At 69.3% G+C, this 26,893-nt stretch carries 29 protein-coding genes; 7 read left to right on the top strand and 22 right to left on the bottom strand.

Annotated features, from left to right (window positions below):
* Nucleotides 1–11: 11 nt before the first annotated feature.
* Together JCR33_RS09440 and JCR33_RS09435 are read left to right on the top strand one after the other, a co-directional pair.
* Nucleotides 12–1,136 (top strand): serine hydrolase domain-containing protein, encoded by a 1,125-nt coding sequence (locus JCR33_RS09440; protein ID WP_198881811.1) that lies wholly within the window; start codon nucleotides 12–14, stop codon nucleotides 1,134–1,136.
* Nucleotides 1,137–1,344: 208 nt separating this feature from the next.
* Complete coding sequence (locus JCR33_RS09435; RefSeq protein WP_198882195.1) at nucleotides 1,345–3,066, top strand: ABC transporter ATP-binding protein; 1,722 nt, start codon at nucleotides 1,345–1,347, stop codon at nucleotides 3,064–3,066.
* A gap of 34 nt (nucleotides 3,067–3,100) precedes the next feature.
* On the opposite strand, the gene JCR33_RS09430 is transcribed toward JCR33_RS09435, so the two are convergent.
* From JCR33_RS09430 to JCR33_RS09395, 8 genes are all read right to left on the bottom strand, one after another.
* Nucleotides 3,101–3,286 carry a Trm112 family protein gene (locus JCR33_RS09430; RefSeq protein WP_198881810.1) on the bottom strand — a complete coding sequence of 62 codons (186 nt, stop codon included), beginning with the start codon at nucleotides 3,284–3,286 and terminating at the stop codon, nucleotides 3,101–3,103.
* A 9-nt stretch (nucleotides 3,287–3,295) separates the two neighbouring features.
* On the bottom strand, nucleotides 3,296–3,973 hold the full coding sequence (locus JCR33_RS09425) for an LON peptidase substrate-binding domain-containing protein (protein WP_198881809.1): 678 nt from the start codon (nucleotides 3,971–3,973) through the stop codon (nucleotides 3,296–3,298).
* 14 nt (nucleotides 3,974–3,987) lie between these two features.
* Nucleotides 3,988–4,926, bottom strand: a complete 939-nt coding sequence (gene trxA, locus JCR33_RS09420) for a thioredoxin (RefSeq protein ID WP_211110189.1) — start codon at nucleotides 4,924–4,926, stop codon at nucleotides 3,988–3,990.
* A 136-nt stretch (nucleotides 4,927–5,062) separates the two neighbouring features.
* The gene (locus JCR33_RS09415; protein WP_232372475.1) at nucleotides 5,063–5,602 is read right to left on the bottom strand and encodes a prolyl-tRNA synthetase associated domain-containing protein; all 540 of its coding nucleotides are present in this window, start codon (nucleotides 5,600–5,602) and stop codon (nucleotides 5,063–5,065) included.
* An 8-nt stretch (nucleotides 5,603–5,610) separates the two neighbouring features.
* Entirely contained in the window at nucleotides 5,611–6,411 is an 801-nt protein-coding gene (locus JCR33_RS09410) for an FAD binding domain-containing protein (RefSeq protein ID WP_198881808.1), read from the bottom strand.
* A 13-nt stretch (nucleotides 6,412–6,424) separates the two neighbouring features.
* On the bottom strand, nucleotides 6,425–8,788 hold the full coding sequence (locus tag JCR33_RS09405; RefSeq protein ID WP_198881807.1) for a xanthine dehydrogenase family protein molybdopterin-binding subunit: 2,364 nt from the start codon (nucleotides 8,786–8,788) through the stop codon (nucleotides 6,425–6,427).
* A 39-nt stretch (nucleotides 8,789–8,827) separates the two neighbouring features.
* A complete protein-coding gene (locus JCR33_RS09400) occupies nucleotides 8,828–9,316 on the bottom strand; it encodes a (2Fe-2S)-binding protein (RefSeq protein ID WP_198881806.1) in 489 nt (162 codons plus the stop codon).
* A gap of 42 nt (nucleotides 9,317–9,358) precedes the next feature.
* Nucleotides 9,359–10,114 carry a CoxG family protein gene (locus JCR33_RS09395; protein ID WP_198881805.1) on the bottom strand — a complete coding sequence of 252 codons (756 nt, stop codon included), beginning with the start codon at nucleotides 10,112–10,114 and terminating at the stop codon, nucleotides 9,359–9,361.
* 180 nt (nucleotides 10,115–10,294) lie between these two features.
* On the opposite strand from JCR33_RS09395, the gene JCR33_RS09390 reads away from it, so the two are divergent.
* Both JCR33_RS09390 and JCR33_RS09385 read left to right on the top strand, forming a co-directional pair.
* Nucleotides 10,295–11,143, top strand: a complete 849-nt coding sequence (locus JCR33_RS09390; RefSeq protein WP_332461154.1) for a class I SAM-dependent methyltransferase — start codon at nucleotides 10,295–10,297, stop codon at nucleotides 11,141–11,143.
* Entirely contained in the window at nucleotides 11,140–11,955 is an 816-nt protein-coding gene (locus tag JCR33_RS09385; protein WP_198881803.1) for a TrmH family RNA methyltransferase, read from the top strand. The genes JCR33_RS09390 and JCR33_RS09385 overlap by 4 nt, the downstream gene beginning before the upstream one ends.
* A gap of 6 nt (nucleotides 11,956–11,961) precedes the next feature.
* Here the strand turns inward: JCR33_RS09385 and JCR33_RS09380 are convergent, their stop codons facing one another.
* Genes JCR33_RS09380 through dsbD form a run of 4 tightly spaced genes read right to left on the bottom strand, consistent with a single transcriptional unit; the run spans nucleotide 11,962 to nucleotide 15,917 of the window.
* Entirely contained in the window at nucleotides 11,962–12,567 is a 606-nt protein-coding gene (locus tag JCR33_RS09380) for a DsbA family protein (RefSeq protein WP_198881802.1), read from the bottom strand.
* Between the two features lie 25 nt (nucleotides 12,568–12,592).
* On the bottom strand, nucleotides 12,593–13,252 hold the full coding sequence (locus JCR33_RS09375; RefSeq protein ID WP_198881801.1) for a L,D-transpeptidase: 660 nt from the start codon (nucleotides 13,250–13,252) through the stop codon (nucleotides 12,593–12,595).
* Entirely contained in the window at nucleotides 13,249–14,067 is an 819-nt protein-coding gene (locus JCR33_RS09370) for a TlpA disulfide reductase family protein (protein WP_198881800.1), read from the bottom strand. The genes JCR33_RS09375 and JCR33_RS09370 overlap by 4 nt, the downstream gene beginning before the upstream one ends.
* Complete coding sequence (gene dsbD / locus JCR33_RS09365; RefSeq protein ID WP_198881799.1) at nucleotides 14,067–15,917, bottom strand: protein-disulfide reductase DsbD; 1,851 nt, start codon at nucleotides 15,915–15,917, stop codon at nucleotides 14,067–14,069. The genes JCR33_RS09370 and dsbD overlap by 1 nt, the downstream gene beginning before the upstream one ends.
* 105 nt (nucleotides 15,918–16,022) lie before the next feature.
* Here dsbD and JCR33_RS09360 point away from each other — a divergent pair, with 105 nt between their 5' ends.
* The gene (locus JCR33_RS09360; protein ID WP_198881798.1) at nucleotides 16,023–16,688 is read left to right on the top strand and encodes a response regulator; all 666 of its coding nucleotides are present in this window, start codon (nucleotides 16,023–16,025) and stop codon (nucleotides 16,686–16,688) included.
* Complete coding sequence (locus JCR33_RS09355) at nucleotides 16,685–18,118, top strand: ATP-binding protein (protein ID WP_198881797.1); 1,434 nt, start codon at nucleotides 16,685–16,687, stop codon at nucleotides 18,116–18,118. The genes JCR33_RS09360 and JCR33_RS09355 overlap by 4 nt, the downstream gene beginning before the upstream one ends.
* A 175-nt stretch (nucleotides 18,119–18,293) precedes the next feature.
* On the opposite strand, the gene JCR33_RS09350 is transcribed toward JCR33_RS09355, so the two are convergent.
* A complete protein-coding gene (locus JCR33_RS09350; RefSeq protein WP_198881796.1) occupies nucleotides 18,294–18,950 on the bottom strand; it encodes a peroxiredoxin in 657 nt (218 codons plus the stop codon).
* Between the two features lie 110 nt (nucleotides 18,951–19,060).
* Between JCR33_RS09350 and JCR33_RS09345 the strand changes: the two genes are divergently transcribed.
* Nucleotides 19,061–20,008, top strand: coding sequence for a LysR substrate-binding domain-containing protein (locus JCR33_RS09345; RefSeq protein WP_198881795.1), 948 nt, complete (start codon nucleotides 19,061–19,063; stop codon nucleotides 20,006–20,008).
* A 45-nt stretch (nucleotides 20,009–20,053) separates the two neighbouring features.
* Here JCR33_RS09345 and JCR33_RS09340 read toward each other — a convergent pair whose 3' ends face one another.
* The 9 genes from JCR33_RS09340 to cydB form a co-directional block, all read right to left on the bottom strand.
* Nucleotides 20,054–20,656: an SAM-dependent methyltransferase gene (locus JCR33_RS09340; protein ID WP_198881794.1), complete on the bottom strand. Its 603-nt coding sequence runs from the start codon at nucleotides 20,654–20,656 to the stop codon at nucleotides 20,054–20,056.
* Nucleotides 20,657–20,898: 242 nt separating this feature from the next.
* Nucleotides 20,899–21,489, bottom strand: coding sequence for a rhodanese-like domain-containing protein (locus JCR33_RS09335; RefSeq protein WP_198881793.1), 591 nt, complete (start codon nucleotides 21,487–21,489; stop codon nucleotides 20,899–20,901).
* An 11-nt stretch (nucleotides 21,490–21,500) separates the two neighbouring features.
* Nucleotides 21,501–22,010, bottom strand: a complete 510-nt coding sequence (locus JCR33_RS09330) for a hypothetical protein (protein ID WP_211110188.1) — start codon at nucleotides 22,008–22,010, stop codon at nucleotides 21,501–21,503.
* 117 nt (nucleotides 22,011–22,127) lie between these two features.
* Nucleotides 22,128–22,622 carry a bacterioferritin gene (locus tag JCR33_RS09325; protein ID WP_198881792.1) on the bottom strand — a complete coding sequence of 165 codons (495 nt, stop codon included), beginning with the start codon at nucleotides 22,620–22,622 and terminating at the stop codon, nucleotides 22,128–22,130.
* Between the two features lie 151 nt (nucleotides 22,623–22,773).
* On the bottom strand, nucleotides 22,774–23,736 hold the full coding sequence (locus JCR33_RS09320) for an SLAC1 anion channel family protein (protein ID WP_332461153.1): 963 nt from the start codon (nucleotides 23,734–23,736) through the stop codon (nucleotides 22,774–22,776).
* Nucleotides 23,733–24,089 carry a DUF5368 domain-containing protein gene (locus JCR33_RS09315; RefSeq protein WP_198881791.1) on the bottom strand — a complete coding sequence of 119 codons (357 nt, stop codon included), beginning with the start codon at nucleotides 24,087–24,089 and terminating at the stop codon, nucleotides 23,733–23,735. The genes JCR33_RS09320 and JCR33_RS09315 overlap by 4 nt, the downstream gene beginning before the upstream one ends.
* 10 nt (nucleotides 24,090–24,099) lie before the next feature.
* Nucleotides 24,100–25,404, bottom strand: coding sequence for an NAD(P)/FAD-dependent oxidoreductase (locus JCR33_RS09310; RefSeq protein ID WP_232372473.1), 1,305 nt, complete (start codon nucleotides 25,402–25,404; stop codon nucleotides 24,100–24,102).
* Nucleotides 25,405–25,580: 176 nt separating this feature from the next.
* Complete coding sequence (cydX, locus tag JCR33_RS09305) at nucleotides 25,581–25,715, bottom strand: cytochrome bd-I oxidase subunit CydX (protein WP_198881789.1); 135 nt, start codon at nucleotides 25,713–25,715, stop codon at nucleotides 25,581–25,583.
* Nucleotides 25,716–25,728: 13 nt separating this feature from the next.
* A complete protein-coding gene (cydB, locus tag JCR33_RS09300) occupies nucleotides 25,729–26,892 on the bottom strand; it encodes a cytochrome d ubiquinol oxidase subunit II (protein ID WP_198881788.1) in 1,164 nt (387 codons plus the stop codon).
* Nucleotide 26,893: the final 1 nt, after the last annotated feature.

Raw genomic sequence — 26,893 nt, 5'->3', positions numbered from 1 at the left:
GGAGGACCGCTTTGCCCCGCACCGCCGCGCTTGCCGCCGCCCTGCTCCTCTCCGCCATCACCCTCCCCGCCCTCGCGCAGCCCGACGCCACGTCGACGGCAGGTGGCGCCGCCCTCTTCGCCGGCGCGGTGGAGCGGGCCGCGAGCCTCGACCCGCTCCACACCCTCCTCATCGCCCACGACGGCGAGGTGGTGGTCGAGGAGGGCTTCCGCGGCCATGCGACGGACCGGCCCGCCAACATCAAGTCGGCCTCCAAATCGATCGTCTCGGCCCTGGTGGGGATCGCCATCGCCAAGGGCATGCTCGACGGCACCGACCAGCCCATCGCCCTGCTGTTGAAGGACGAGCTGCCGGCCGACCCCGACCCCCGCCTCGCGGAGATCACCATCGGCCACCTTCTGTCGATGCAGGCGGGGCTGGAGCGCACTTCCGGCGCCAACTACGGCGGCTGGGTGTCGAGCCGGGACTGGGTGCGGGACGCCCTCGCCCGCCCCTTCGTCGACGAGCCCGGCGGAGCGATGCTCTATTCCACCGGGAGCACCCACCTCCTGTCGGCGATCCTGACGCGCGCGACGGGCCGCTCCACCCTTGCCCTCGCGCGCGACTGGCTGGGGCCGGCGGGCGTCGCGATCTCCGGGTGGGAGCGCGACCCGCAGGGCATCTATCTCGGCGGTAACCAGATGGCGATGACCCCGCGCTCGCTACTCGCGTTCGGCGAGCTCTACCGCAATCGCGGCCGCACGCGGGACGGCACCGAGGTGGTGCCACAGGACTGGATCGAGGCTTCGTTCGTGGCGCGGACCCGTTCCCGCTTTTCCGGCGAGCCCTACGGCTATGGCTGGTTCCAGCGCTCCCTCGCCGGCCACGCCGCCTATTTCGGCTGGGGCTATGGCGGGCAGATGATCTACGTGATCCCCGATCTCGCGCTCACGGTGGCGATTACCTCCTCCACCACCGATCCGGCCGGCAAGAGCGGCTACAAGGACGAGCTCCACCGCCTGGTGGCGGAGACCATCGTGAGCCCCGCGGCCCGTCTCGCCGCGGCGGGCGAGGCGGCGCTCCCGGCCGCCACCACCCCCGCCAGGGCCGCACCTGCGGCAGAGGCGGCGACGGACGGCGAGGCCGCCGGCGGCTGATGCCGCGACCTATGAGCATGTTCGCGCATGGGAGCCGCGCGCGACGGCGGATTGCGGGATCGGGGCGGACGGACTAAAGGTCGTCGCATCGGGGTCCGCACCTCGATCCTCGACGATCTCACACTTGCCGCGCACCCTCGCCCCTTCGGAGTTCGTACGAGCTCCGCGAGGTCTCCCACGCGCGGAGCCGCCTGGTGACGCCATGGACGTGATCCGCAGGTTCTTTGCCTACTACGCCCCCCACCGGGGACTGTTCGCGCTCGACTTCGGCTGCGCGGTCGTCTCCGGCCTGCTCGAGCTCGGCTTTCCGATGGCGGTGAAGCTGTTCATCGACGAGCTCCTGCCGGCGGGCAACTGGGCGATCATCGTCGCGGCGGCCATCGGCCTCTTGCTCATCTACCTGATCAACACGGGCCTGATGTTCACGGTGACCTATTGGGGCCACATGCTGGGCATCAACATCGAGACGGAGATGCGCCGCCGCGCCTTCGACCATCTGCAGAAGTTGTCCTTCTCCTTCTACGACGATCAGAAGACCGGACATCTCGTGGGCCGCGTCACCAAGGACCTGGAGGAGGTCGGCGAGGTCGCCCATCACGGGCCGGAGGACGTGTTCATCGCCGTGATGACCTTCCTCGGCGCGTTCTTGCTGATGCTGTCGGTGAACCTTGAGCTCGCGCTCATCACCGGCGCCATCGTGCCGCTCGTCGCCTGGCTCACCAGCCACTTCGGGGCGCGCATGACCACCAACTTCCGGGCGCTCTTCCGCGACGTCGGAGCGTTCAACGCGCGGCTCGAGGAGAATGTGGGCGGCATGCGCGTCGTCCAGGCGTTCGGCAACGAGGAGCACGAGCGCACCCTCTTCGCCGCCGACAACCAGCGCTACCGCACCACCAAGCTCACCGCCTACAAGATGATGGCGGCGAACATCGCCCTCTCCTATCTCGGCATGCGCCTCATCCAGGTGATCGTGATGGTGGCGGGCACGTGGTTCGTGCTCAAGGGCTCGCTGACGGCCGGCGGCTTCGTCAGCTTCCTGCTGCTCGTCACCGTGTTCTTCCGCCCGATCGAGAAGATCAACGCGGTGCTCGAGGTCTACCCGAAAGGCGTCGCCGGCTTCCGCAGCTATCTGGAATTGCTGGCGACGGAGCCCGACATCGTCGATCGGCCAGAGGCCGTCGAGCTGCCGCCGCTCACCCACGAGATCCGCTACGAGAATGTCAGCTTCCACTACGGCGGCGGGCGGCCGGTGCTGCAGAACATCGACCTCACGATCCATGCCGGCGAGACCGTCGCCTTCGTCGGCCCGTCCGGCGCGGGCAAGACGACGATCTGCTCGCTGCTGCCCCGCTTCTACGAGCCGACGGGCGGGCGCATCACCATCGACGGCACCGACGTGCGCGACGTCACCCTCGCCTCGCTACGCCGCCAGATCGGCATCGTGCAGCAGGACGTGTTCCTGTTCGCCGGCACGCTGCGCGACAACGTCGCCTACGGCCGCCTCGGCGCCGGCGAGGCCGACATCGTCGACGCGGTGAAGCGGGCCCGCCTCGACCATGTGGTGAACGCGCTGCCGAACGGGCTCGACACGGTGATCGGCGAGCGTGGGGTGAAGCTCTCCGGCGGGCAGAAGCAGCGCCTCGCCATCGCCCGCATCTTCCTGAAGGATCCGCCCATCCTCATCCTCGACGAGGCGACCTCCGCGCTCGACACGGAGACGGAGCGGGAGATTCAGCTCTCGCTCGCGGCGCTGTCGGAAGGACGGACAACGCTGATGATCGCCCATCGCCTCGCCACCATCCGCGATGCGGACCGCATCGTGGTGGTGACGCCGGAGGGGATCGCGGAAGAGGGCCGGCACGCCGACCTCGTCGCCGCGCGGGGCATCTATCGCCGCCTGCACGACACCCAGTTCGCCGGGGTCAGCTGACCGGCGAACTGGCGTCACGTGGGGCGCGGCCGCATCAGCTGTCGAGCGGGCGCGCCTCCTCGGCGATCATGATGGGAATGCCGTCGCGGATCGGAAAGGCGAGCTTCGCCTGCTCCGAGATCAGCTCGTTCTTGACCGCATCGTAGCGCAGGGGCGCCTTGGTCACGGGGCAGACCAGAAGCTCCAGCAACTTCGGGTCCACCTTGCGCTCCTCGGCCATCGTCGTCTCCTAGTTCAAGATCGGCTCGTCGCCGGTCTGGCGGGCGAGCTCCATTTCGGTGATCGCGACGAGCGTCGCTGCCCGCGAAGCAAGGTCCGGCGCCTCCAGAAGCGCCTGCTTCTCGGCAGGGCCGTAGGGGCTCATCATGGCGAGCGTGTTCACCAGCGCCTCGTTGGAGGCCGAGCGAACGCTCTTCCAGTCGGCCTCCAGATCGTTGGCGTCAAGATAGTTCTCGAAGGCGCGGATCAGCGCGTCGCGGTCGACATTCTCCTCGCCGGAGATGTTGGCGAGGTCGGAGCCGAAGCTGTCGGCCGAGATGCGGCAGCGGCGATAGGGCAGATCGCCCATCTCCTCCTCGAGGATGCGGAAGCGGCAGACGCCGCCGAGCTGGATCAGATAGCGCCCGTCTCCGGTCTCCTGGAAGGAGATGATGCGGCCGAGCGCTCCCACGTCGCACAGGGCGGGCCGCTCGTCGTCGGCGTTGTAGCCTTCGCCGAAGCGCGGCTGCACCATGCCGATGACCCGGTCGCCGCCGAGCGCGTCGTCCACCATCTTCAGATAGCGCGGCTCGAAGACGTTGAGCGGCAGGTGGGCTCGCGGCAGGAGCAAGGCTCCCGACAACGGGAAGACCGGCACCAGCGTGGGCACCTTCTCGATGGTGTCGTACGTCGCGTTGCCCATGCGCATATGACGTTTTCCCCTCAAGCGAAGAGTACGGATGCCATCTTGCGGCGGCCGGCGATGGTGGCCGGGTCGGTGGGTCCCCACGCCTCGAAGAAGCTGATCAGCTCCTTCTGCGCCGCACCCTCGTTCCACTCCCGATCGCGGCGCATGATCTCCACCAGCTCCTTGACGGCGCCGGCCCGGTCGCCCTCGCCGGCGAGCGCCAGAGCGAAGTCGAAGCGCGCCTGGGTGTTCGTCGGATCGGCCTCCACCGCCGCGGCGAGTGCGGCCGACCCGCCCACCGACGACGCCTGCTCGGCGAGGCGGATCGCCGCCTCGAGCGACTGGAGCGGGGCTTGGGCGCGGATCTCGTCGGTCACCTGGTCGAGGATGCTCTTCGCCCCCTCGACATTGCCCGCCTCGAGGCTGGTGAAGCCGATGCCGGCGATCGCGGTGGCATTCTCCTCGTCCCGCTGCAGCGCCTCGCTGTAGAGCATCATGGCGCGCTCGAAATCCTTCTGCGCCCGGGCGGTCTCGGCCTCGGCGATGAGTTCGGCGACACCGTCGGTGGCCGGACCGGCGACGCGCTCCAGGAAGGCGCGCACCTGCGCCTCGGTCTGCGCCCCCATGAAGCCGTCCATCGGCTGGCCCTGGCGGAAGGCGATCACGGCCGGGATCGAGCGGATGCCGAGCTGGCCCGCGATCTCCGGGTAGTCGTCGATGTTCATCTTCACGAGCTTCACCGCACCGGAAAAGGCCTTCACCGCCTTCTCCAGCACTGGGGCAAGCTGCTTGCACGGGCCGCACCAGGGCGCCCAGAAGTCGACGAGGACGACAGCCTCGCGCGACGCCTCCAGGACGTCCTGCGCGAAGGTCTGAGTGGTGGTATCGACGACGTACCCGGAGGAAGCGGGCGCCGGCGCAGCCTCCGCCCCCGACGAGATCACCTGTCCACCCGGACCCAAAAGCGTGCTCATACGATCGTCCCTATGATCTCTCTTTACCAAAGATGGGCTTTTTGTGGCGCAAGGCAATCGCCACGGCCATGCAAAGGCTGCGCGCAAGTCACCGCCCGATGCAAGCCGGATGTACGGATAAAGTCGCTCCCGACCGCTAGGCGGGAGCGGGAATCTCCCGGATGTCCGGCTCTCGGCCGATATGCCGCAGGAAGGCGTAGAAGTCGGCGAGCGCCAGCGTGGTGGTCGCCGTGTTGCGCAGCGGATGCACGTTGACGAGCTCGGCCTCGCGAAAGGCGTGGTGCAGCACGAACGTTACGCGCCCCGCATCGTCGTTGATGAGGGCGAGCGGCGTGACCGAGCCGGGCAGGATGCCGAGCACCTCCGTCAGCACCTCGCCGGAGGCGAAGCTGACCCGCCCCTTGGCGCCGATGGCGTGATGGATCTGCTTCAGGTCGATGGCGGCATCCTCCGGCGCGGTGACCAGGAAGAGGCGGCCCTTCTTGTCCTTCAGAAACAGATTCTTGGTGTGAAGGCCGGGGATCGTGCCGCGCAGCGTGCGCGCGTCGTCCACCGTGAAGGCGGCTTCGTGCTCCACGGTGGGCGCATCGATGCCGAGGACGGCGAAGGCCTCGGCCAGACGGTCGAGGCCGCGCGGGGCGGCGCCGGCGGTCGCCGGCGCATCGGGGGCGCTCAAGGCGCCGCTCAGCCCGCCTTGGCGACGGCGCGGCCGGCGAGCACCGACACCAGATGCGCCCGGTACTCCGCCGAGCCGTGGATGTCGGCGAGCATCGTTTCGGGATCGACGGCGATCCCCGTCACCGCCTCCGGGGCGAAGTTCGACTTCAACGCCTCTTCCATCGCGCCCACGCGGAAGACGCCGTCGTTGCCGGAGCCGGTCACGGCGACGCGAGGCTCGCCGTTCTTCAGCACCGCCACGAACACCGAGCAGAGCGAATAGCGCGAGGCCGGGTTGCGGAACTTCTCGTAGGCCGCCTTCAGCGGGATCTGGTAGGTGATCTTGGTGATGATCTCATCGTCGTCGAGCGCCGTTTCGAACATCCCGGTGAAGTACTCGGTCGCCGGATAGGAGCCCTTCGAGGTGTGGATCACCGCGTCGAGCGCCATGGCGGCGGCCGGATAGTCGGCGGCGGGGTCGTTGTTGGCGAGCACGCCGCCCATGGTGCCCATGTTGCGCACCGCCGGGTCGCCGATGGTGCCGGCGAGGCCCGAAAGCGCCGGGATCGCCGCCGCGATCTCCTTGGAGCTCGCCACCTCCGAATGGATGGTGGCGGCACCGATCGTCACCGTGTCGGCATCGACGGTGATCCCCTTGAGCTCGGGGATCTTGGTCACGTCGATGACGTCGGAAGGCGCGGCGAGCCGCTGCTTCATGGTGGCGATCAGCGTCTGGCCGCCGCCCAGGAACTTGCCGTCCTCCGCGGCCTGGAGCTTGGCGACGGCGTCCTCGAGGCTGGTCGCTTTCGCGTAGTTGGTTGCGTACATGGTTCGCCTCTCCTCACTCGGCCGCCAACTGCGGGCGAGCAGCCTGCGCCGCGCGCCACACCTTCTCGGGCGTGGCCGGCATGATGATGTTTTCGGTGCCGAGCGCGTCGGTGATCGCGTTGATCACCGCCGGCGGCGCGCCGATCGCCCCGGCCTCGCCGCAGCCCTTGATGCCCAGCGGGTTGCTCGGGTTGGCGATCTCGAGATGATCGAGCGCGAAGGACGGCAGATCATCCGCCCGCGGCACGCAATAGTCCATATAGCTCGCGGTGATGAGCTGACCGGCATCGTCGTAGACGCAGCCTTCGAGCAGCGCCTGGCCGATGCCCTGGGCGAGACCGCCGTGCACCTGCCCCTCGACCACCAGCGGATTGATGATCACGCCGAAGTCGTCCACCGCCACGAAGTTGGCGATGCGGGTGACGCCGGTGCCGGGGTCGATCTCCACCTCGCAGATGAACGCCCCCGCCGGGAAGGTGAAGTTGGCCGGGTCGTAGAACGACTTCTCCGTCAACCCCGGCTCCATGCCCTCCGGCAGGTTGTGGGCGACGTAGGCGGCGAGCGACACCTCGTGCCAGGCGAGCTTCTTGTCGGTGCCCGCGACCTTCAGCTCGCCGTTCTCGATGACGATGTCGTCGGGATCGGCCTCCATCAGGTGGCCGGCGAGAAGCTTCGCTTTCTTCTCCACCTTGTCGAGCGCCTTGGCGATGGCGCCCATGCCGACCGGGCCGGAGCGCGAGCCGTAGGTGCCCATGCCGAACTGCACCTTGTCGGTGTCGCCATGGACGATCTGGATGTTCTCATTGGGAATGCCGAAGCGCTCGGCCACCACCTGGGTGAAGGTGGTCTCGTGGCCCTGGCCGTGGCTGTGGGAGCCCGTGAGGATCTCGATGGTGCCGACCGGATTCACCCGGATCTCCGCCGATTCCCAGAGGCCCACGCCGGCACCGAGCGAGCCCACCGCCTGCGACGGGGCGATGCCACACGCCTCGATGTAGCAGGAGAAGCCGATGCCGCGCAGCTTGCCATCCGCCTCCGACTGCGCCTTGCGGGCGGGATAGTTGTCGTAGTCGATGACCTCGAGCGCCTTCGTCAGGAGGCCGGGGAAGTCGGACGGGTCGTAGTTCATCAGCACCGGCGTCTGGTGCGGGAACGCGGTGATGAAGTTGCGGCGGCGCAGCTCCACCGGGCTGATGCCGAGCTTGCGGGCGGTCACCTCCACGATGCGCTCCACCACGAAGGTCGCCTCCGGCCGCCCGGCGCCGCGATAGGCGTCGACCGGCGTGGTGTGGGAGTAGACGAGCTTCACGTTGGCGTAGATGTTCGGCAGGTTGTACTGGCCGGACAGCAGCGTCGCGTAGAGGTAGGTCGGCGTCGCGGACGAGAAGAGGCTCATGTAGGCCCCGATGTTCGCGATGGTGTCGACCTTGAGGCCGAGGAACTTGTAGTCGGCGTCGAGGGCGAGCTTGGCCTTCGTCACGTGATCGCGCCCGTGGGCGTCGGTCATGAACGACTCGCTGCGGTCGGCGGTCCACTTCACCGGGCGCTTCACCGTGCGCGACGCGAAGAGGCAGGCGATCTCTTCGGGATAGATGTAGATCTTGGAGCCGAAGCCGCCGCCGACGTCGGGCGCCACCACGCGGAGCTTGTGCTCGGGGGCGACGTTGTAGAAGGCGGACAGCACCAGCCGCGCCACGTGCGGGTTCTGGCTGGTGGTGTAGAGGGTGTAGTGGTCCTCCGCCGCGTTGTAGCTCGCCACCGCCGCCCGCGGCTCGATGGCGGAGGGCACCAGGCGGTTGTTGCGGATGTCGACCTCGACGACGTGGGCGGCGCTCGCGAAGGCCGCGTCGGTGGCGGCCTCGTCGCCGAGCTGCCAGTCGCAGATGAGGTTGTTCGGGGCCACCTCGTGGACCTGCGGCGCGCCCTCGTCCATCGCGTGGGCGAAGTCGGTGAGAGCCGGCAGCGTCTGATAGTCGATCTCGATCGCCTCGGCGGCGTCGACGGCCTGCGCCTTGGTCTCCGCCACCACCATGGCGACGGGCTGGCCGACATAGCGCACGGTGTCCGGATCCATCACCTTGTAAGGCGACATCTTCATCGGGCTGCCGTCCTTGGAGTGGATCATCCAGCCGCAGATGAGATCGCCGATGCCGCCGTCGATGATGTCCTGCCCGGTGATGACGGCGATGACGCCCGGCATCGTCTTGGCCGCGGCGATGTCCATCGACGCGATCTTCGCATGCGCATGTGGCGAGCGCAGGAAGACGGCGGTGGTCATGTGCCGCTCGGAGATATCGTCGGTATACCGTCCCGACCCGGTGATGAAACGCTGGTCTTCCTTGCGCACCAGCCGCGCACCGATCCCTTGAACGCCCATTGTTGTTCTCCTTTCGGCGCTTCCTCCCTAGAGTTGGTCTTATTCGGCGGCCATTGCGGGCGTCGACATCTCCTTGGCTGCGGCGGAAATCGCCTTCACGATGTTGTGGTAGCCGGTGCAACGGCAGATGTTGCCCTCGAGCTCCTTGCGAATGGTGGTGTCGTCGAGCCCCTCGGGGTGACGCTTCACGATGTCCACGCCCATCATGATCATGCCGGGCGTGCAGAAGCCGCACTGCAGACCGTGGTTGTTGCGGAAGGCTTCCTGCATCGGGTGCAGCGTCGCGCCACTGGCGAGACCTTCGATGGTGGTGACCGACGCACCGTCCATCTGAACGGCGAACACGGTGCACGACTTCACCGCCTTGCCGTCGACATGCACGGTGCAGGCACCGCACTGCGACGTGTCGCACCCGACATGGGTGCCCGTGAGACCCAGTTCCTCGCGCAGGAAGGACACCAGAAGGGTGCGGTCTTCCACGTCGCGCGACACTTCGCGGCCGTTGACGGTGAGCTTGACCTCGCTCATGCCCTCATCTCCTCGGAATGATAGCAATTGGTTTTATTCCAATTATTGCAACGCTATCAGAACTAGGATGACGGCGGCAAACGCCAAAATCCCCCAGAACCAGGGACCGCCCCAAACGCGCCGACCGGCGGCGACCTCGAGTTGTGTTTCGATGGTGTCCTCGAAATGCGGCGAATCGATCGGCGCCGAGGCGGCGGCGTTCTCGGCCTCCGACACGCCTTCGTCGATCAGTTCCGCGGAGGGCTCGACGCGGCCGGCCGCGTCGGGTTCAGGCATCGGCTCCTCCACGATCGGGGCGGCGGGAGCGGCCGGGGCGGCAGCCTCCGCGGCGGGAGCGACGGGCGGCGGCGTCACGGCGGCCACGCTCAACTTTTCGGAGAGGGTCGAAAAGAAGTCGGCGGCATATTTCTTCGCCGTGGTGTCGACGAGGCGGGAGCCGAGCTGGGCGAGCTTGCCGCCGATCTTGGCGGAGGCGTTATAGGTGAGGATCGTGTCGTTGCCGTCCTCGGCGAGCTTGACGTCGGCCGAGCCCTTGGCGAAACCGGCGACACCGCCCTTGCCTTCGCCGGTGAGGGTGTAGCCCTCGGGCTCCTTGGGGTCGACGATCTCGACATTCGCTTCGAACGTCGCCTTGACGGGGCCGACCTTCGCCTGAACGGTGGCCTCCATGTGCCGATCGTCGATCTTCTCGAGGCGCTGGCAGCCTTTGATGCACTCTTTCAGAATCTCGGGGTCTTGCAGGGCATCCCACACCACTTTGCGCGGGGCAGGAATTCGGTGTTCGCCGGTGAGCTCCATGCGACGGTCTCCAATCATGGCGGCGGCGCCCATCGGACAGGGCGTCTCGGACCGCGGACGGCCAGGCGGCGGGGGCGCCCGGCAGGGCGAGACATTGCCCCGTTCGCCCCGCCGCGACAACCGCACGGGAAGGCGCAGATGGCCGATCTGACGAGGAACGCTCCACCCGCAACACTATCAGTGCGTGTAGCCGAGCCATGGGACGACTATCAGCTTCTCGATTCCGGCAACGGCCAGAAGCTGGAGCGCTACGGTCGCGTTCGCCTGGTGCGCCCCGAGCCGCAGGCGATGTGGGCGCCGGCCGATCCCGCCCTCTGGCGCGACGCTGACGCGCGCTACGAAGGCTCCGACGAGGAGGACGGGCGCGGTCGGTGGAGCGAGCGCCTGCCCGAATTCGCCGTGGACTGCGGCCCCGCCCGCATGCTCTGCCGGATCTCGACGAACCACCATACGGGCCTCTTTCCCGAGCAGCGCCCGCATTGGGACGAGGCCGCCGCGGCGCTCGCCGGCGCCGACGCGCCGGAGGTGCTGAACCTCTTCGGCTACACCGGCGCCGCCTCGCTGGTGATGGCGGCCGCCGGTGCCCGCGTCACCCATGTCGACGCCTCCAAGAAGGCGATCCAGTGGGCCAAGGAGAACCAGGCCGCATCCGGCATGGAGGATGCACCGATCCGCTGGATCTGCGACGATGCGACGAAGTTCGCGGCCCGCGAGGTGCGCCGCGGGCGGCGCTATCACGGCATCCTGCTCGATCCGCCCAAGTTCGGCCGCGGCCCCAAGAATGAGGTCTGGAACCTGTTCGACGATCTTCCCAAGCTGGTCGACGACGTCGCCGGCCTCATCGCCGAGGATGCGCGCTTCGTCATCCTGACGGCCTATGCGATCCGCGCCTCGGCCCTTTCCTTCGGCCGCCTCCTCGCCGAGGCGCTCGGCGATCGCGGCGGTGCGGTGGAGGCCGGCGAGCTCGCCCTGCGCGAAGCCTCCGGCCGCCTGCTGCCCACCTCCATGTTCGCGACGTGGCGGCCATGAGCGATCGGGCGCGGGCCGGCACCGTCAAGCACATCACGAGCACCCAGAACCCCGTCATCAAGGCGGCGAAGGCGCTGCAGCAGCGCAAGGCGCGCGCCGAGTCGGGCCTCTTCCTCGCCGAAGGCCACAAGCTCATCGTCGACGCCCTCGACGAGGGATGGCCGCCGGAGATGATCATCGCGCTCGAGCCCAAGAGCGACGAGGAGGGCGTGACCAAGCTCGCCGCCCGCGTGCGCGCGCAGGGTGGCGACGTGATCTTCACCAACATCCCGGTGATGGAGAAGCTCGCCCGGCGCGACAATCCGCAGACGGTGATCGGCGTCTTCGAGCAGCGCTTCGCCCCGCTCGAGACGATGACCAAAGGCACCGTCGTGGCGCTCGAGGGGCCGCGCGATCCGGGCAATGTCGGCACCATCATCCGCACCGCCGACGCGGTGGGGGCGTCGGGCCTCATCCTCATCGGCGCCGCCACCGACCCCTTCGGGGTGGAGACGGTACGGGCCACCATGGGGTCGATCTTCCACGTCCCGATCGCCCGGACCGACCTCGCGCGCTTCTCGAGCTTCGCCGTCGACTTTCCGGGCCGCATCGTCGGCACCCACCTCAACGGCACCGTCGACCTGCGCGACGTGCCCGCCGCCGAGCCGCAGATGCTGCTGATGGGCACCGAGCAGTCCGGCTTGACCGAGGCGGCGGCGTCGGTGTGCGATCCGCTCGTGAAGATCGCGATGGCGGGCAAGGCCGACAGCCTCAACCTCGCCGTCGCGACGGCCGTCGCCCTCTATGAGCTCAGGCGACCCTTCCTGCCCTGAGGTGGCCTAACCGCGTGCCGCCTCGAGGGCCGCGCGCACGTCGCCCATGTCGGGCACGCCCGCAAACAGCGTGGTGCCGGCGATATAAGCGGGCGTGCCCATGAAGCCGAAGGCCTCGGCCTGCGCCGAGTTGCGCCGCAGGAGGCCGTCGATCCGCCGGCGCTGCCGCTCATATTCGGAGAACAGCCCCCTCGGGTCGAGACCGGCGCCGGCGAAGGCGTCGTCGATCATCGCGTTGCTGAGGCGCCCTTCGGTCGCCATCAGCGCCGATACGGCCGTCCGCTGGTTCCGCCCCGCCGCGAGCGCCAGGCGGGAGGCGTAGAGCGAGGACGGGCCGAAGATCGGCCAGTCCTTCAGGACGTGCCGCACGTTGCCGTCCGCCTCCACGAGCCGCACGATATCGGGGTGGGTCGCCTTGCAGTAGGGGCACTGGTAGTCGAAGTACTCCACCAGGGTGACGTTGCCGCGTGAATTGCCGAACACCGGGGCGGCCGGATCGTTGAACACCTCGTCGGGCGAAGGCATCCGCTGGGCGAGGCTCGCGCCCGGCACCGTGGCGGCGGCGAGGGTCGCGGCGCCGACGAGAAGGGCGCGGCGGGTGGTCTCGGTCATGGTCGCAACTCCGTGTCTCGAAGGATCAGGCGGGCAGGACGACGACGCGCGCGTTCTGCGGCACGCGGCGATAGAGATCCATGACGTCCTGGTTGAGCATCCGGATGCAGCCGGACGAGACGGCCTGGCCGATCGACCACGGCTGGTTGGTGCCGTGGATGCGGTAGAGGGTGTCCTGGCCGTTCTTGTAGAGGTATAGGGCGCGCGCCCCGAGCGGATTGTCGATGCCGCCGGCCATGCCGCCGCGCCACTCCGCGTAGCGGTCGGGATCGCGGGCGATCATGTCGTCGGTCGGCCGCCAGCCGGGCCAGGTCGCCTTGCGGCCGACGACGCCCTCGCCGGTGAACTCGAGCCCGGCCTTGCCGACGCCGACGCCGTAACGCATCGCCTTGCCGCCCTCCATCACGAGATAGAGGTAGCGCTCCCTGGGGTCGACCACGAGGGTGCCGGCGGGCTGGCCGGTGGGGTCGTCGACGAGCTTTCTGACGTTGCGGGACTGCATCTTCTGCACCGCCGGCACGGTCCAGCCGCTGTCGGAGACGGTGCCGTACATCTCGGCGACCCGCTGATCGCTGCTGGGCGTCGAGACGCCCGGGGTGGCGTCGACCGCCTGCTGCACGGACGTGGTGCACGCTCCCGCCGCGAGCGCGAGGAGAAGGGCGAGGAAGGGGCGGAGCGATGTCATGAGGAAGCCTCGGTTCGTCTGGCGGGGGCGGGGTCGCCCAGCGCGGCGCCGAGCGCTTCGCGGGAGATCTCGCCGACATGGACGGCGCGGAGTGTGCCGTCGGGGTTGAGGAACAGCGTCGTCGGGTAGCCCTTGACGCCGTAGTGCCGCGACAGCGTCCTGAAGCGGTCGATGGCGACGTGCGCGGCGGGGAGGCCGGCGGCGGCGAGGAAGGCCCGCACGGCGGAAGCGCCCTCGCCCTGGTTGGCGAGGACGAAGCCGACGTCCGTCCGCGCCGCCGCGGCTTCGGTGAGAAGCGGCATCTCGCGCCGGCAGGGTGGACACCACGTCGCCCACAGGTTGACGACGACGGGTCGACCGGCGAGGTCGGCGATGCGCAGCGGCGCGTCGCCGAGCGTCGTGATCGGCATCGTGGGCGCCGCGATCGGCTGCGGCGCGACGAAGACGGCGGCGCCCGTCCAGGCGAGCAGCCCGCCGCCCACCGCCGCCACCGCGCCGAGGCGAGCCCTCGTCGTGCGCTGGGCGAGCAGGGTGTAGAGCGCCACGCCGAGGAGGCCGGCCGGCAGCGAGAACCCGCCTTGCCACACCATCAGCGCGCGCAGCGGCTCGGTCGCGAAGGTCGCCGCATGGAGGGCGACGTGGCCGATGCGCGCGGCGACGACGCCGACGAGGAGGGCCGTCGTCGCCCAGCCGGCGAGACGCCGATCGAGGAGCGCGGACAGGAGCGCCGCGGCCGCGAGGAAGCCGATCACGCCGACGACGGCCGCCAGGCGGTCACCGGCGAAGAGGAGCGGCCCCAGCTGCACGGCCGGCATCAGAACGCGGCCTTCCTGGCGCGCGAGACCACCGCGTCGGGACCGACCTCGCCGACGACGCGCGTCGCCGGCACCTCGGCGCCGCCTTCGGCGATGAACAGCATCGTCGGCGGGCCGACGACGGCGAGCTCGTGCATCAGTGCCGCGGTGGCCGGACCCTCGTCGGTGAGGTCGACCTTGAGAAGAGTGTGGCGCCCGAGCGCCGTGATCACGTCCGCGTCGGCGAACACGGAGCGCTCCATGACGGTGCACGACACGCACCACTCGGCGGTGAAGTAGAGGAATGTCGGCCCCGCCGCCTGCGCGACCGCGGCGGCGAGGTCGTCGCCCGAGTAGACGGTCCGGAAGTCGAGCGGCGCATGGTCGGGCGCCGAGCCGACGAGGGGGGCGAGCGGGCGCAGCGGGTCGGTCGCGCCCGCCATCGCCCCCACCGCGAGCACCGCCCCGACGACGATGGCGAGCACGCCCGACGTCGCCGCCAGCTGGCGCATCCATCCGGCCGACCGCACCATAGCGTCGATCAGCGCCACGCCGACGCCGACGACGAGCGCGGCGGCGAGCCAGAGCGTCGCCGTCGGCGGCAGGATGCGCGAGGCCATGAAGAGGGCGAGGCCGAGAAACGCCACCCCGAAGGCGCGCGTCACCACCGTCATCCAGGCGCCGGCGCGTGGCAGGAGGCGCGCGCCGGCCGTGCCGAAGAGGACGAGCGGCGCGCCCTGCCCGAGCCCCAGCGCGAAGAGCGATGCCGCGCCGAGGCCGGCGTCGCCCGTCTGCGCGATATAGAGGAGCGCGCCGGCGAGTGGAGCGGTGACGCACGGGCCGACGATCAGCGTCGAGGTGAAGCCGAGCGCCGCGCTCGCCCCGAGGCCATGGCCGTAGGAGCGCGCCGAGACGGCCGCGACGAGGCGCCCCGGAAGGCGCAGCTCGAAGAGGCCGAACATCGAGAGGGCGAGGAGCGCGAAGAGGGTGGCGACCGCGCCGATCGCGACGGGCGACTGGAGGACCCGTTGGAGGTTCGCCCCGGACCACGCCGCGACGAGGCCGATCAGCCCGAACGCCGCCGCCATCGCCACCACGTAGGCGAGCGAGTGGGTGAGGCCGAAGAGCATCCCCTTGCCGCCGCCGCGGGTGAGCTGCCCGGCGAGGATCGGATACATCGGAAAGACGCACGGCGTGAACGCGAGGCCGAGCCCGAGGACGAAGAAGGTCGCCACCACCATCGGCGCGCTCACGTCGAGGAAGAGGCGATCGAACACGCCGCCCGCCGCGGGGTCGGCCCGGACGACCATTCCCCTCCCCTCCCCGTTTGCGGCACCGACGGCGTCGGCGGCCGTGGGAGCTTGGGCCGCGCGCGTCCAGAGCGGGGAGAGCGCATCGGCGGCGGACGAGCCACTGGCGATGAGAAGACGCTCCGGGTCGAACGTCACCGCCTGCGGGCGATAGCAGATGCCGTCCTCCTGGCAGCCGCGGAAGCGGAGCGTGACGTCGGCACCGCGCGAGAGCCCCGCGAGCGCCGCGCCGGCGACCGTCACGCTCACCCCATCGTGATAGACCTCGCTCGGCCCGAACGTCGGGTCGTCCTTGGTCTCGCCGTCGGGCACCGCGAAGGGGAGCGAGGCGCCCTGCGCGCCGACGGCAAAGCCGTCGCGATAGAGATAGTAGCCGTCGGCGATCTCGAAGCGCACAGCGACGCCGCCGTCGGCGCTCCGGCTCAGCGTGGGGGCGAACGCCTCGCTGGCGGCGAGCGGCGGGCTGCGCGTCTCGGCTCCGGCGCCGGGGGACGTGCCGATGAGAAGGCACAGGGCGCACACGACGAGGATCGCCGCGGTCGCCGGTTCGTTACGTCTCATCATCGCATCCCGTGGTCTATGAGGTGGGAGGCGTGTCGCCTCGCCAGCTTAAGGCGCGCTTAAGCTCAGCCCCGCACCCGACGTCGGGCCAATGGAGAGCCAACGATGCGCATCCTGATCGTGGAGGACGACGAGCTCCTCGGGGACGGTCTCGCCGTGGGTCTCGGCCTGCAGGGCTTCACCGTGGACCTTGCCCCGTCCGCGGCCGACGCGGAAGCCGCGATCGCAGTCGGCGGGTTCAGCGCGATCGTCCTCGACGTCATGCTGCCGGACGGTGACGGTCGCGCCATCCTCGCCGATCTGCGCGCTCGCGGCGACGCGACGCCCGTCATCATGCTGACCGCCCAGGACACCCTCGCCGACCGCATCACCGGTCTCGACGCGGGGGCGGACGATCATCTCGGCAAGCCCTTCGAGCTCGACGAGCTCGCCGCCCGGCTGCGCGCGCTGGTGCGGCGCGGACGCGGCCAAGCCGCCGCCCGGATCGAGTGGCGCGACGTCGCCATCGATCCCGCGACGCTGTCGGCCGAAGTCGCCGACAAGCCGATCCGCATTTCCCGTCGCGAATTCGCCCTCCTCCACGCGCTGATGGAGCGGCCGGGGGTCGTCCTGTCGCGCCAGCAGCTGGAAGACCGGCTCTACGGCTTTTCCAACGGCGTCGAGAGCAACGCCGTCGAGGTGCACATCCACAATCTGCGCGGCAAGCTCGGCGGCGACTTCATCGAGACGGTGCGGGGCCTCGGCTATCGCCTGCGCCGGGACGACGCGTGAGCGCGCCGCGCAGCTCCCTCCGGCTGCGGCTCTTCGCGATGCTGATCGTCGCCACCGGGCTCGTGTGGGCCTTCGGCGCCGCCTGGATCACGCTCAGCACCAACGCCAAGCTCGAGCGGGTGCTCGACGCACGCCTGCGCGAGGCCGCCAACATGGTCTCCTCGCTGATCGAGAGCCACGAGATCGGCCTTACCGCCGCGGCCGGCACCCTCGACGCCGGCGAGTGGACGCACGAGGGCTATCAGCGCCAGCTCTCCTGCCAGATCTGGTCGCTGTCGGGCGATCTCGTGGGCAAGTCGGCCGGCGCCCCCGACGCCCGCCTGTCGAACCACGCCGCGGGCTATGCGGTCCGCGTCGTCGACGGCGAGCGGTGGCGTGTCTATGCGGTCCGGAACGAGCGGGCCGGGGTGGAGGTGCTCGTGGGCGACAATCTCACCTTCCGCAACGACATCGTGCGCGAGATGCTCCTCGCTCTCACGGTGCCTATGCTCGTGACGCTGCCGCTGCTCGCCGCGATCCTGTGGTTCGCGGTGGGCCGCGGGCTGGCGCCGCTGTCGCGGCTCGCCGCCCGGCTCGAGCGGCGCCGCGCGGAGGACCTGCAGCCCCTGCCCGAGGACGACGCCACGCAGGAGATCCGCCCCGTGGTGCGCGCCCTCAACGGGCTGTTCCACCGCGTTGCTGAGCTTCTCGGCCGCGAGCGGGAGTTCCTCGCCGTCGCCGCGCACGAGCTGAAGACCCCGCTCTCGGGCCTGCGCACCCAGGCCGAGATCGCCGCCCGCGCGCCCGACGAGGCGACCCGCACGGCGGCGCTCGGCCGCATCATTACCGGCGTCGACCGCAACGCGCGCCTCGTGCGCCAGCTCCTCGCCTTCGGCGAGGCGGAGGCGGCCGCCCCCGCGACGGGCGACCGGCTGCGGCTTCTCCCGGTGGTCTCGGCGGCGAGCGCGGAGGCGGCCGCCCGCCTCGAAGCGACCGGCGGCCGTCTCGTCGTCGACGACGGCCTCGCCGACGTGGTGCTCGCGGTGGGTGAGGCTCCCCTCGCTCTCGCCGTCCGCAATCTGGCGGAAAACGGCGCGACCTACGCGACGGGCGGCACGGTGTGGATCGGCTGGGGGGACGGCGCGCTCGTCGTCGAGGACGACGGCGGCGGCATGGCGCCTGAGGAATTCCAGCGGGCGAGCGGGCGGTTCTACCGCGGTTCGAACCGCAAGGGGATCGGCAGCGGGCTCGGGCTCTCGATCGTGGAAGCCTGCGCGGCGCGGATGGAAGCGAGGCTCGACCTCGGCGCACGTGCCGGCGGCGGGTTCCGCGCCGCGCTGCGCTTCCCCGCCGCCCGCATCGTCCGCGCGTCGGTCGAGAAGAGCGCCGGCGTTCGCGCGACGCACCCCGGTCCGACGGGCGAGGCCGACAGCGGAACGCCGGCCGTCTAGCGGATCGACCGCGACATTTGAGTGCCGCGCAAGGTCTGCGCCGAACGGCACGACCTACTCAAATGTCTCGACGCGTTGATTCATCGACAAAGGGCCGCGGCGGCTCGTTTTGGGTGGGCGGCGGTGGCGGAAGGGGTGTCCCCTCCCGCCGTGTCGCGTTCGGCGGTGGAGCCGGTCAGAGACTGCGGGTGGAGAAGTACCAGGCCTTGGTGGCGTAGCCTTCGTCGGCGCGCTTCTCGGCCGCATCCACCGTCTGCGGGGTCGGCACGATCACCTCGTCGCCCGGCGCCCAGGCTTCCGGCGTGGCGCACTTGTGCTCGACCGAGGTCTGCAGCGCCGTCACGAGGCGGAAGATCTCGTCCACCGAGCGGCCGTTGGTCATCGGGTAGTAGACCATCGCCCGCATCACGCCCTCGGGGTCGATGATGAACGTGGCGCGGACCGCCTGGGTGTCGGCGGCGCCGGGATGGATCATGCCGTAGCTCGACGCCACCTTCATGTCGAGGTCAGCGATGATCGGGAACGAGATGTCGACGCCGAAGGTCTCCTTGATCGAGCGGATCCAGGCGATGTGGGCGTAGTGGCTGTCGATCGAGAGGCCGAGCAGCTCGGTGTTGATCGCCTCGAATTCCTTCGCCTTGCGGGCGAACGCCATGAATTCGGTCGTGCAGACCGGGGTGAAGTCGGCCGGGTGGGAGAAGAGGACGAGCCACTTGCCCTTGTAGTCCGACAGGCTGCGCATGCCGGAGGTGGTGAGGGCGGAGAAGTCAGGCGCCTTCTCGTTGATGCGCGGCAGGCCCATGACGGGGGCTTCGGCGGTCGGGCTGGTCATCGTCGGTTCCTCGTGTGCGATTTGCGATGCCGTCGATATGCCGCCCTTGGCAGAGTTTGTGAAATTGATTTAAAAGCGGATATTGATCGAAAAATTCCATAACGAGTCCGATGCCTTCGCTCCGCCAGCTCCGCTTCCTCGTCGCCCTCGCCGACACGCTGAACTTCTCGCGTGCGGCCGAGGCGTGCCACGTCACCCAGTCGACGATCTCGACCGGGCTCAAGGAGCTCGAGCTGGAGCTGGGGGTGCAGCTCGCGGAGCGCACGCGCCACTCGGTCCTCATGACGCCCGTCGGCGAGGAGATCGCCCGGCGGGCGCAAAGCGTGCTCGCCGACGTCGAGGCGATCCAGGAGCTTGCCGATACGCATGCGGGACGGGGCACGAGCGTCGTTCGTCTCGGCGCGATCCCCACCGTGGGGCCGTTCATCATACCGGCCGCCCTCGCCCTCATCCGCGAGGCGCGGCCGGACGTGCGGCTCTTGCTGCGCGAGGATCTGACGGACGCCCTCATCGCGCGGCTGATGAAGGGCGAGCTCGACGCGGTGGTGATGGCGCTGCCCTACGACGTGCCGGGCGAGCTCGAGGTGGAGCCCTTGTTCGACGACGGCTATCAGCTCGCGACCCCGCGCGGCCATCCGCTGGCGAACCGTCCGTCGGCCGACGGCGGCGACCTCGAGGGGCGCAGCCTCCTGCTCCTTGAAAAGGGGCACTGCCTGCAGCGTCACGCCCTGTCGAGCTTTCCGAGCGCGGGCCTCTCGGAGGACGGCTCGTTCGCGGCGACGAGCCTTGCCACCCTCGCCGCGATGGTGGGCCAGGGGCTCGGGCTGACGCTGCTGCCAAAGCTCGCCGTCGCCGCGGGCGCAGCCGACGGGCACGGCATCGCCCTCACCGACCTGCCGGGAGCGCGGCCGCGTCGGGTGGTCCTCGTCAGGCGGCGGACGTCGGCGCGCGAGGACGTCTTCGAGGTGGTCCGCCGCTGCCTCGTCGAGGCGCGCGACGCCCTCTTCGCCGGCGCCGATCCAGAGGCGATCGCCACCGGCGAGCCGGCCGCACGCTGAGGATCCGGCGCCCCTCCCCCGTCCGCCCGCGAGCCGGTGGACGACCTACTCGGGGCGCCGCGCCACGAGATCGATCAGGGCGGACATGCCGACGTGGCGGTCGCCTTCGCCGAGCTCTCTGTCGTGCTCGGCAAGGTGCAGGATCTCGAGGTCGGCGAAGGCCTCTTCGAGCAGCGCCCGGGTGTACATGTTCTCGCGGTTCGGCGGACCGCCGGTGCCGTAGTCGACCTGCTCGGGCCGATAGCCCTGCAGCAGGAGGACGCCGCCGGGTCGCAGCGCCGCCTTCATCCGCTCGAACATCGCCTCGCGCATCGGCGGGGGCGCGAACTGGATGAAGATCGCCACCACGGCGTCGAAGGACGCCTCCGGCCAGTCCCAGGTGGCGACGTCGGCGTGGACGAAGTGGAGCGACACGCCGCGCTCCTGCGCCAGGCGACGGGCCTTCTCGAGCCCCACGGCGGAGGAATCGAGCGACGTCACGTCGAAGCCCTTCTCCGCCAGGAAGACGCCGTTGCGGCCCTCGCCGTCGGCGACGGCGAGCACGCGACCGCCCGACGGCAGGCGGCCCACCTCCTGCTCCAGGAAGACGTTCGGCGCGGTGCCGAAGAGATAGTCCTCGCCGGCGAACCTCTCGTCCCAATACGTCATGCTCTTCTCCCTGCCTCACGTCGCATCGACACCGGTCGGCACGCCGCGACGCGCTCTGATACGTCCCGAACCGGTATGGTCGAGGCACCCCCGACGCAAGGAATCGCGAGCCATCGGGGATGCGTCACATTGGGTGCCGTCTCATATGGGACGGCGCTCTCACCACGATGACAGCCCGCCCGCGGCACCCGATGAGGGCCGCGAGCGGGCGAATGGCGAAGGTCTCCAGCGTTGTCGCGGCGTCAGTCGAAGGGCCGCGTGTAGATCTTCTTCGGGTCGAGCGCGTAGCCCCACGGCAGGCCGGAGTTCTTCCAGCCGCCGACATTGCGCTGCGGCCCGTTGGGATCGTTCTTGGCGGTCGGCCCTTCGAAGCCGTCGACGACCACGTAGACCGCCTCGAGCCCGAGGCCTTCGAGGGCGTTGGCCGACGGTGCGCCGCGGGTGCCGCCCGAGCGGCACATCAGGATCACCGGCGCATCCTTGCCGAGCCCCCGCGCTGCGAGCGCCCTCTCGATGTCGGCGGCGAAATCCGGATTGGGCGCCATCTCGAGGACCGGCTTCTTCGCGTTCCACCGCGACGGATCGACCAGCAGGAACGGCACGTTCACGTCCACCACGTCGGTGAAGCCGGTGAACATGATCTCCACCGGCTCGCGAACGTCGACGAAGAGCACCTCGTCGCCGCGCGCCTGCTTCATCTCGTAGGCCTCCTGCGAGGTGAGATAGAGGCCCCATGAGGTCTGCCGGGCGGGGTTCTCCGGCTCCGGCGCGGCGGCCGCGGGGCCGGCCGCCAGGGTTGCCGCGAACAGCGCGGCTGCGATCATCGTCTTCATCATGGCCTCTCTCAGAACGACAGGACGGTGGTGCCGGGCGCGATCAGGCGACCGGCCATCTCGGGGGGCTTCGCGACGGTGATGCCGTCGAGCAGCGCCGACGGGTCGAGCCCCTTGCCCGGCAGGTAGATGGCGCACACCTCGACCGTCGCGCCGGCCTTCTCGCGGATCGTCTGCATCAGGCCCTGGGGGCTCATCCCCTTCGGCGGCTGGCCGCTGGTGGCGCTCACAGGCGCCTCCTTCAGCGCGATGTCGCCGCCCGGCCCGCACAGCAGGATGTGAGGCGAGGCGCCCTGGGCGGCCGCCTGCATGGTCAGGACCATCGCCATCAGCTGCGTTTGCGGCTCGGGCGAAGTGACGATGGTGACGAGGTTCGGCTTTTCCTGCGCGGAGACAGGTGCGGCGAAAACAACCGAAGCGAGCAGTGCAATGATCAAGCGTTGCATCTTGTGTCCTTTCAGTCGGGTGTTGGGCACGCGTTGCCGGTCCGCGCCACTCAGGCGGCACGGCAGGACGGCCATCGGGGGAGCGGAACCTCGACCCCCTACGCGGCGGAGCGGGTCGCGATCATCATCCGGCGCCGCGACGACGCGGCGCCCCTGTCGCGACCCCTGGCCGGCGTCGGGACGGTGGCGAGGTTAGTCGTCGTCCTCTTCTTCCTCTTCTTCGACGACGATGAACTTGGCGCTGTAGGTCTTCTCGCCGAGACGCTGGATCAGGCCGAGCTGCGTCTCGAGCCAGCTCTTGTGTTCTTCTTCGTCGAGCGCGATCCGCTCGAACAGCACGCGCGTGCCCACGTCGCCCACCGCGGCCGCGTTGTTGGCGGCCTTGATGTAGAAGGCGATCGCGTCGACCTCGTCGGCGAGATCCATTTCGAACATTTCGACGAGCGAGCCGGCGACCTGCGGCGGTTTCGCGAGCTCGATCTTGGGCGTGCCGCTGAGGAACATGATGCGGTCCAGGAAGGCGTCGGAATGGCCGAGCTCTTCCGTCATCTCCGAGCGCATCTGCTTGGCGAGCCTGCCGAGCCCCCAATCGTCGAGGACGTGCGCGTGAAGCTGATATTGGTGCGCCGCACTCATCTCCATCTTCACCGCGGTCTGAAGATCTTCAATGATGTTTTCGTTTGACAATGTCGTCCTCCACGGGTCGGGCTCGCTTCGAAGAAGCCGCTGTTGCGATCAGTTGTAGACCCATGCGGCCCCGGCGACGGTGACGGAGTCACCAAGTGCGCCGATTTCGCGACAAGACGTCGCGAAAAGAGTGTACTTGGATCGCCATCCGTCATTCGGGTCGACAGATCTCCCCCGCCCATACGGCACGAATGGTGCGCAAGAGAAGACCGACGATGGCAATTGCGAGAACAATGAGCAGCACGTAGCCGAACGTCTTGTGAACGGCGGAGCCCGTCAGGTCGGCGAAGCGGAAGCTCGCCACCGTGATCGCGGCGAGCGGGAACGACAGCGCCCAGAACGGGAGCGAGAACGGCAGCCTCAGCAACGAGGGGAGCTGCACCAGGACGACGGCGGTGAAGAAGTAGCCGGCGTTGATGAGGACGCGCGCCGTGTCGTCGAGCGCGCCCGAGTGGAGCTGGATCCACGAGACGAAGGCGACGGCGGGCGGCGCGATGAGGATGACGAGCGTCGGTCGCAGCCGCTCCGGGATCGGATCGTGGAAGATCAGGCGGTTGAAGATGATCGTCAGGAGCACGAGCCAGAAGACGATGCCGACGGCGAAGAAGTACCAGCAGGCCTCCTCGTAGCCGAGCGGCGCCCCGGCGAGCGGCACCACCACGTTGCCGACGGCCGGGATGAACCAGGCCGGCGACAGGTGCCCCGGCCCGAACGCGCGGTGCGAGATCCAGGCCGACACCACGACGACGGTGAGGACACCCTGCCCGACCGCACCGACGATCCAGACGACGGTCGCGATGCCGGGCGCATCGTGATGGATGAGGGCGGCGAAGAGGAGGAGCGAGATCGTCGTCGCCGGGAAGAAGGCGATGCGCACGGGGTGGTGCCACTCGGCGACGAGGGCCGAGGTGTAGAGCGTCGCCTTGAGGATGAGCATCGCCGCCAGCACCACAAACGCGGCGAGGCCGACCCACATGCCGACGTGCGAGGCGACGGGAAAGCCCGCCGCCCGCAGCGCCAGAGCGAACCCGAACAGCCCCATCGACATGCCGAAATAGCCGATGGGAAAGTGCTCGATCCGGGAGGACGTCTCGAGAGCGGCGGGTGTCGTCACGGCAAGGGCTTCCTTCTGACGAGGAACGATTCGAGGGTGTAGACGAGGATCGCCATGCCGATCGCTCCGGCGACGGCGACGGCGAGCAGCACGATCACGTCGATCGGCCCGCCGATGTCGGCGAACTCGGAGTGGGTGGCCCACATCACGAAGAAGACGGCGCCGACCGCGCCGACCGGCATCGAGAGCTGGGCGAAGAGGAATTTCTGCCAGCTCACCCGCCGGTCGCGGATGAGCACGTAGAAGTAGGCGAGCGTCACGACCGCGGCGGTCACGACCATCGCCCAGAAGAGACCCCGGCCGAAGATTTCCTCGAAGACCGCGACGAGGGTCGAGGGAGTGAGCTCCTTCATCTGTTCCTCCTCAGGCTCGGCCGCGCAGCATGGCGTTGTAGGTCGCCTTGAGCGCGACCTCCTTCATCAGCCAGCTGACCCAAAGCTCCTCGAGCGGCGCGATGATGCCGGGGAAGGAGGGCACGAGGTTGTTCTGGTAGTCGAACTCCACGAGCATCGCCCGGCCGACCCGGGTGATCAGCGGGCAGGACGTGTAGCCGTCGTAGCGCGCCGTCCCCTCGCGGCCGGCGAGATGGGCGACGAGGTGATCCTCCACCACCGGCACCTGCCACTTCACGCTCGCGGCGGTCTTGCCCTTCGGCACGCCGGCGACGTCGCCCACGGCGAAGATGTCGGCGTAGCGGCGGTGCCGCAGGGTGTGTGGGTCGACCTCGGCCCAGCCCTGGCCGATCCAGCGGTCGGGCCAGGCAAGGCCCGATTCGGGCACGAAGGATGGCGCGCGCTGCGGCTGGATGACGTGGATGTAGTCGTAGTCGCGCTGCAGATCGCCGTCGGGGGTAGTGAAGGTCGCGACCTTCTTCTCCACGTCGATCGCCTTGAGGACGTGGCGATAGGCGGGCTCGACGCCGCGGTGCTGAAACAGCATCCGCACCTTCTCCGACACGATCAGCACGGAGAAGAGATTGTCGGAGGGCGAGGCGTAGACGATCTTGCGCTTCGTCGTGCCGGCCCGCTCGGCGATGTCGTCGATGAGGAAGGTGTGCTTGAGCGGCGCGCCGGCGCACTTCATCTCGGTCGCGGGGCGGGTGAAGAGGCCGACACCGCCGGTCTCCGAAAAGCGGGCCGCCGCCTCCCACGTCTTCGCCGCATATTGCGGGCCGGCGTAGAGGGCGCCGACGCCGTTGCGGCCGACCACGTCGAGCGAGAAGCCCTCGATCGCGTCGTTGTCGAGGACGAGGCCCGGTGCGAGGACGAGGACGTCGTAGTCGAGCTGCGTCCCGGCGTCGGTGGTGACCCGCTTCGTTTCGGGGTCGACGGCGACGACGGCCTCGCTGACGAGCTTCACCCCGCGGGGCAGCCAGTCGCTGGTGCGGGAGACGGCGTAGCCGGCCGGCTTGAGGCCGGCGGCGATGAGCGAGAAGCCCGGCTGGTACCAGTGGTCCTTGCGCGGATCGACGATGGTGATCTGCGCCCCTTCGAGCCGATCCACCAGGCGGTTGCTGAGCGCGGTGCCGGCGGCCCCGGCGCCGATGATGACGATCTTGGCGTTGGTTCGCGTGGTGTCCTGCGCGTACCCCACGGTGGTGGCGGATGCTCCGGCGGCGAGGCCTGCGGCAGCCGACAGTGCCAAAAAGCGTCGGCGATCGAGGGTCATGCGTCTCTCCCTTCTCATTCTTCACGGCACCGGTGGACCCGCCTCGCGAGGGCAAGCCGCCCCCGTTGCGCCGTAGGGCGGCGCGAGCGCGTTTCCTTGCGGGTTGGGCCGTAGGGTGGGCCGGGGGCGGCCGTCGGGCGGTCAGACCGCCCGCGGACGCGCCACCGGCGAGGCGGTTACTTCTTGACCGCCGGCGGCTGCTCGCCCCGTTCGGCGAGCGCGGTGTCGTCCTGCATCTCGAGCCACATGGCGTTCACGACGGCGAACAGAGCGGCGAGGGGCAGGCCGAGGACCCAGGCGAAATACCACATGCGGCAGTCTCCCTCAGTAGACGGTTTCGGAATTGCCGGTGACCTCGGCCTCGGTGACCTTGCCCCACAGCACCCGATAGACCCAGGCGGTGTAGGCGAGCACCAGCGGCATGAAGATCACCGTCGCGACCAGCATCACGAACAGCGTCTGGTGCGAGGACGAGGAGTCCCACACCGAGAGCGAGCTCCGCGGGCTGATCGAGGACGGCAGAATGAACGGGAACATCGTGAGCCCCACCGAAGAGATCGCGCCGAAGATGCCGAGCTTCGACCACAACAGCGTCGAAACCTCCCGGCCCGCACGCAGCCCCTTCACCGCCATCACCATGCCGAGGAAGCCGAGGATCGGTGCGATGGCGATCCACGGACGCTCGGCGTAGGCGACGAGCCAGGACGACGTGCGCTCGACTTCCGTATAGAGCGGGTTGGAGGGCCCGTCGGTGACAACGTCACCCACGAACGCATATCCCTTAACGCCGAAGGCGAGCCAGACGCCGGCGAGCGCGTAGCCGACGATGGTGACGAGGCCCGTGACCGCGCCGATCCGACGCGCCCGCTGCGCCACCGTGCCCTCGGCCTTGAGCGACAGCCAGGCCGCCCCGTGGGTGAGGAGCATGGCGAGCGAGACCACGCCGCATAGGAGGGCGAACGGGTTCAACAGGCCGATGAACTTGGAGATGAACGAACCCTCGTAGAGCGAGAAGAGGTCCGGCGTCAGCTCGAACGGCACGCCCTGGAGGACGTTGCCGACCGCGACGCCGAAGATCAGCGCCGGCACCGCCCCGCTCACGAAGAGCGCCCAGTCCCAGCTTGAGCGCCACCCCGCGCGGTCCCGCTTGGAGCGATATTTGAACGCCACGGGACGCAGGATCAGCGCCGCGAGCACCGCGAACATCGCCAGATAGAAGCCGGAGAAGGAGACCGCGTAGAGCGGCGGCCAGGCGGCGAAGATCGCGCCGCCGCCGAGGATGAACCACACTTGGTTCCCCTCCCACACCGGACCGACCGTGTTGATTGTGACGCGCCGCTCGACGTCGGTATGGGCGACGAAGGGCAGCAGCGCGCCGACGCCCATGTCGAACCCGTCCGTCAGCGCGAAACCGATGAGGAGGACGCCGAGAAGGCCCCACCAGATGACGCGGAGAACGTCGTAGCTAATGAATTCGGAAAGGATCATG

Origin of the sequence: Acuticoccus mangrovi (genome assembly GCF_016411865.1) — a bacterium.
GTDB classification, from domain to species: Bacteria; Pseudomonadota; Alphaproteobacteria; order Rhizobiales; family Amorphaceae; genus Acuticoccus; species Acuticoccus mangrovi.
The sequence above is the reverse complement of the archived record's forward strand: the minus strand, read 5'-3'. Positions and strand labels throughout refer to the sequence as shown.

What these genes read in the sequence shown, in the direction of transcription:
- JCR33_RS09375 (WP_198881801.1), bottom strand. Translation starts at nt 13,252, where the DNA reads ATGACATCGCTCCGCCCCTTCCTCGCCCTTCTCCTCGCGCTCGCGGCG.
- JCR33_RS09405 (WP_198881807.1), bottom strand. Translation starts at nt 8,788, where the DNA reads ATGGGCGTTCAAGGGATCGGTGCGCGGCTGGTGCGCAAGGAAGACCAG.
- JCR33_RS09380 (WP_198881802.1), bottom strand. Translation starts at nt 12,567, where the DNA reads ATGACCGAGACCACCCGCCGCGCCCTTCTCGTCGGCGCCGCGACCCTC.
- JCR33_RS09360 (WP_198881798.1), top strand. Translation starts at nt 16,023, where the DNA reads ATGCGCATCCTGATCGTGGAGGACGACGAGCTCCTCGGGGACGGTCTC.
- trxA (WP_211110189.1), bottom strand. Translation starts at nt 4,926, where the DNA reads ATGAGCACGCTTTTGGGTCCGGGTGGACAGGTGATCTCGTCGGGGGCG.
- JCR33_RS09430 (WP_198881810.1), bottom strand. Translation starts at nt 3,286, where the DNA reads ATGGCCGAGGAGCGCAAGGTGGACCCGAAGTTGCTGGAGCTTCTGGTC.
- JCR33_RS09340 (WP_198881794.1), bottom strand. Translation starts at nt 20,656, where the DNA reads ATGACGTATTGGGACGAGAGGTTCGCCGGCGAGGACTATCTCTTCGGC.
- cydB (WP_198881788.1), bottom strand. Translation starts at nt 26,892, where the DNA reads ATGATCCTTTCCGAATTCATTAGCTACGACGTTCTCCGCGTCATCTGG.
- JCR33_RS09350 (WP_198881796.1), bottom strand. Translation starts at nt 18,950, where the DNA reads ATGACCAGCCCGACCGCCGAAGCCCCCGTCATGGGCCTGCCGCGCATC.
- JCR33_RS09310 (WP_232372473.1), bottom strand. Translation starts at nt 25,404, where the DNA reads ATGACCCTCGATCGCCGACGCTTTTTGGCACTGTCGGCTGCCGCAGGC.
- cydX (WP_198881789.1), bottom strand. Translation starts at nt 25,715, where the DNA reads ATGTGGTATTTCGCCTGGGTCCTCGGCCTGCCCCTCGCCGCTCTGTTC.
- JCR33_RS09410 (WP_198881808.1), bottom strand. Translation starts at nt 6,411, where the DNA reads ATGTACGCAACCAACTACGCGAAAGCGACCAGCCTCGAGGACGCCGTC.
- JCR33_RS09345 (WP_198881795.1), top strand. Translation starts at nt 19,061, where the DNA reads ATGCCTTCGCTCCGCCAGCTCCGCTTCCTCGTCGCCCTCGCCGACACG.
- JCR33_RS09425 (WP_198881809.1), bottom strand. Translation starts at nt 3,973, where the DNA reads ATGCGCATGGGCAACGCGACGTACGACACCATCGAGAAGGTGCCCACG.
- JCR33_RS09395 (WP_198881805.1), bottom strand. Translation starts at nt 10,114, where the DNA reads ATGGAGCTCACCGGCGAACACCGAATTCCTGCCCCGCGCAAAGTGGTG.
- JCR33_RS09315 (WP_198881791.1), bottom strand. Translation starts at nt 24,089, where the DNA reads ATGAAGGAGCTCACTCCCTCGACCCTCGTCGCGGTCTTCGAGGAAATC.
- JCR33_RS09385 (WP_198881803.1), top strand. Translation starts at nt 11,140, where the DNA reads ATGAGCGATCGGGCGCGGGCCGGCACCGTCAAGCACATCACGAGCACC.
- JCR33_RS09370 (WP_198881800.1), bottom strand. Translation starts at nt 14,067, where the DNA reads ATGCCGGCCGTGCAGCTGGGGCCGCTCCTCTTCGCCGGTGACCGCCTG.
- dsbD (WP_198881799.1), bottom strand. Translation starts at nt 15,917, where the DNA reads ATGAGACGTAACGAACCGGCGACCGCGGCGATCCTCGTCGTGTGCGCC.
- JCR33_RS09335 (WP_198881793.1), bottom strand. Translation starts at nt 21,489, where the DNA reads ATGAAGACGATGATCGCAGCCGCGCTGTTCGCGGCAACCCTGGCGGCC.
- JCR33_RS09330 (WP_211110188.1), bottom strand. Translation starts at nt 22,010, where the DNA reads ATGGCCGTCCTGCCGTGCCGCCTGAGTGGCGCGGACCGGCAACGCGTG.
- JCR33_RS09400 (WP_198881806.1), bottom strand. Translation starts at nt 9,316, where the DNA reads ATGAGCGAGGTCAAGCTCACCGTCAACGGCCGCGAAGTGTCGCGCGAC.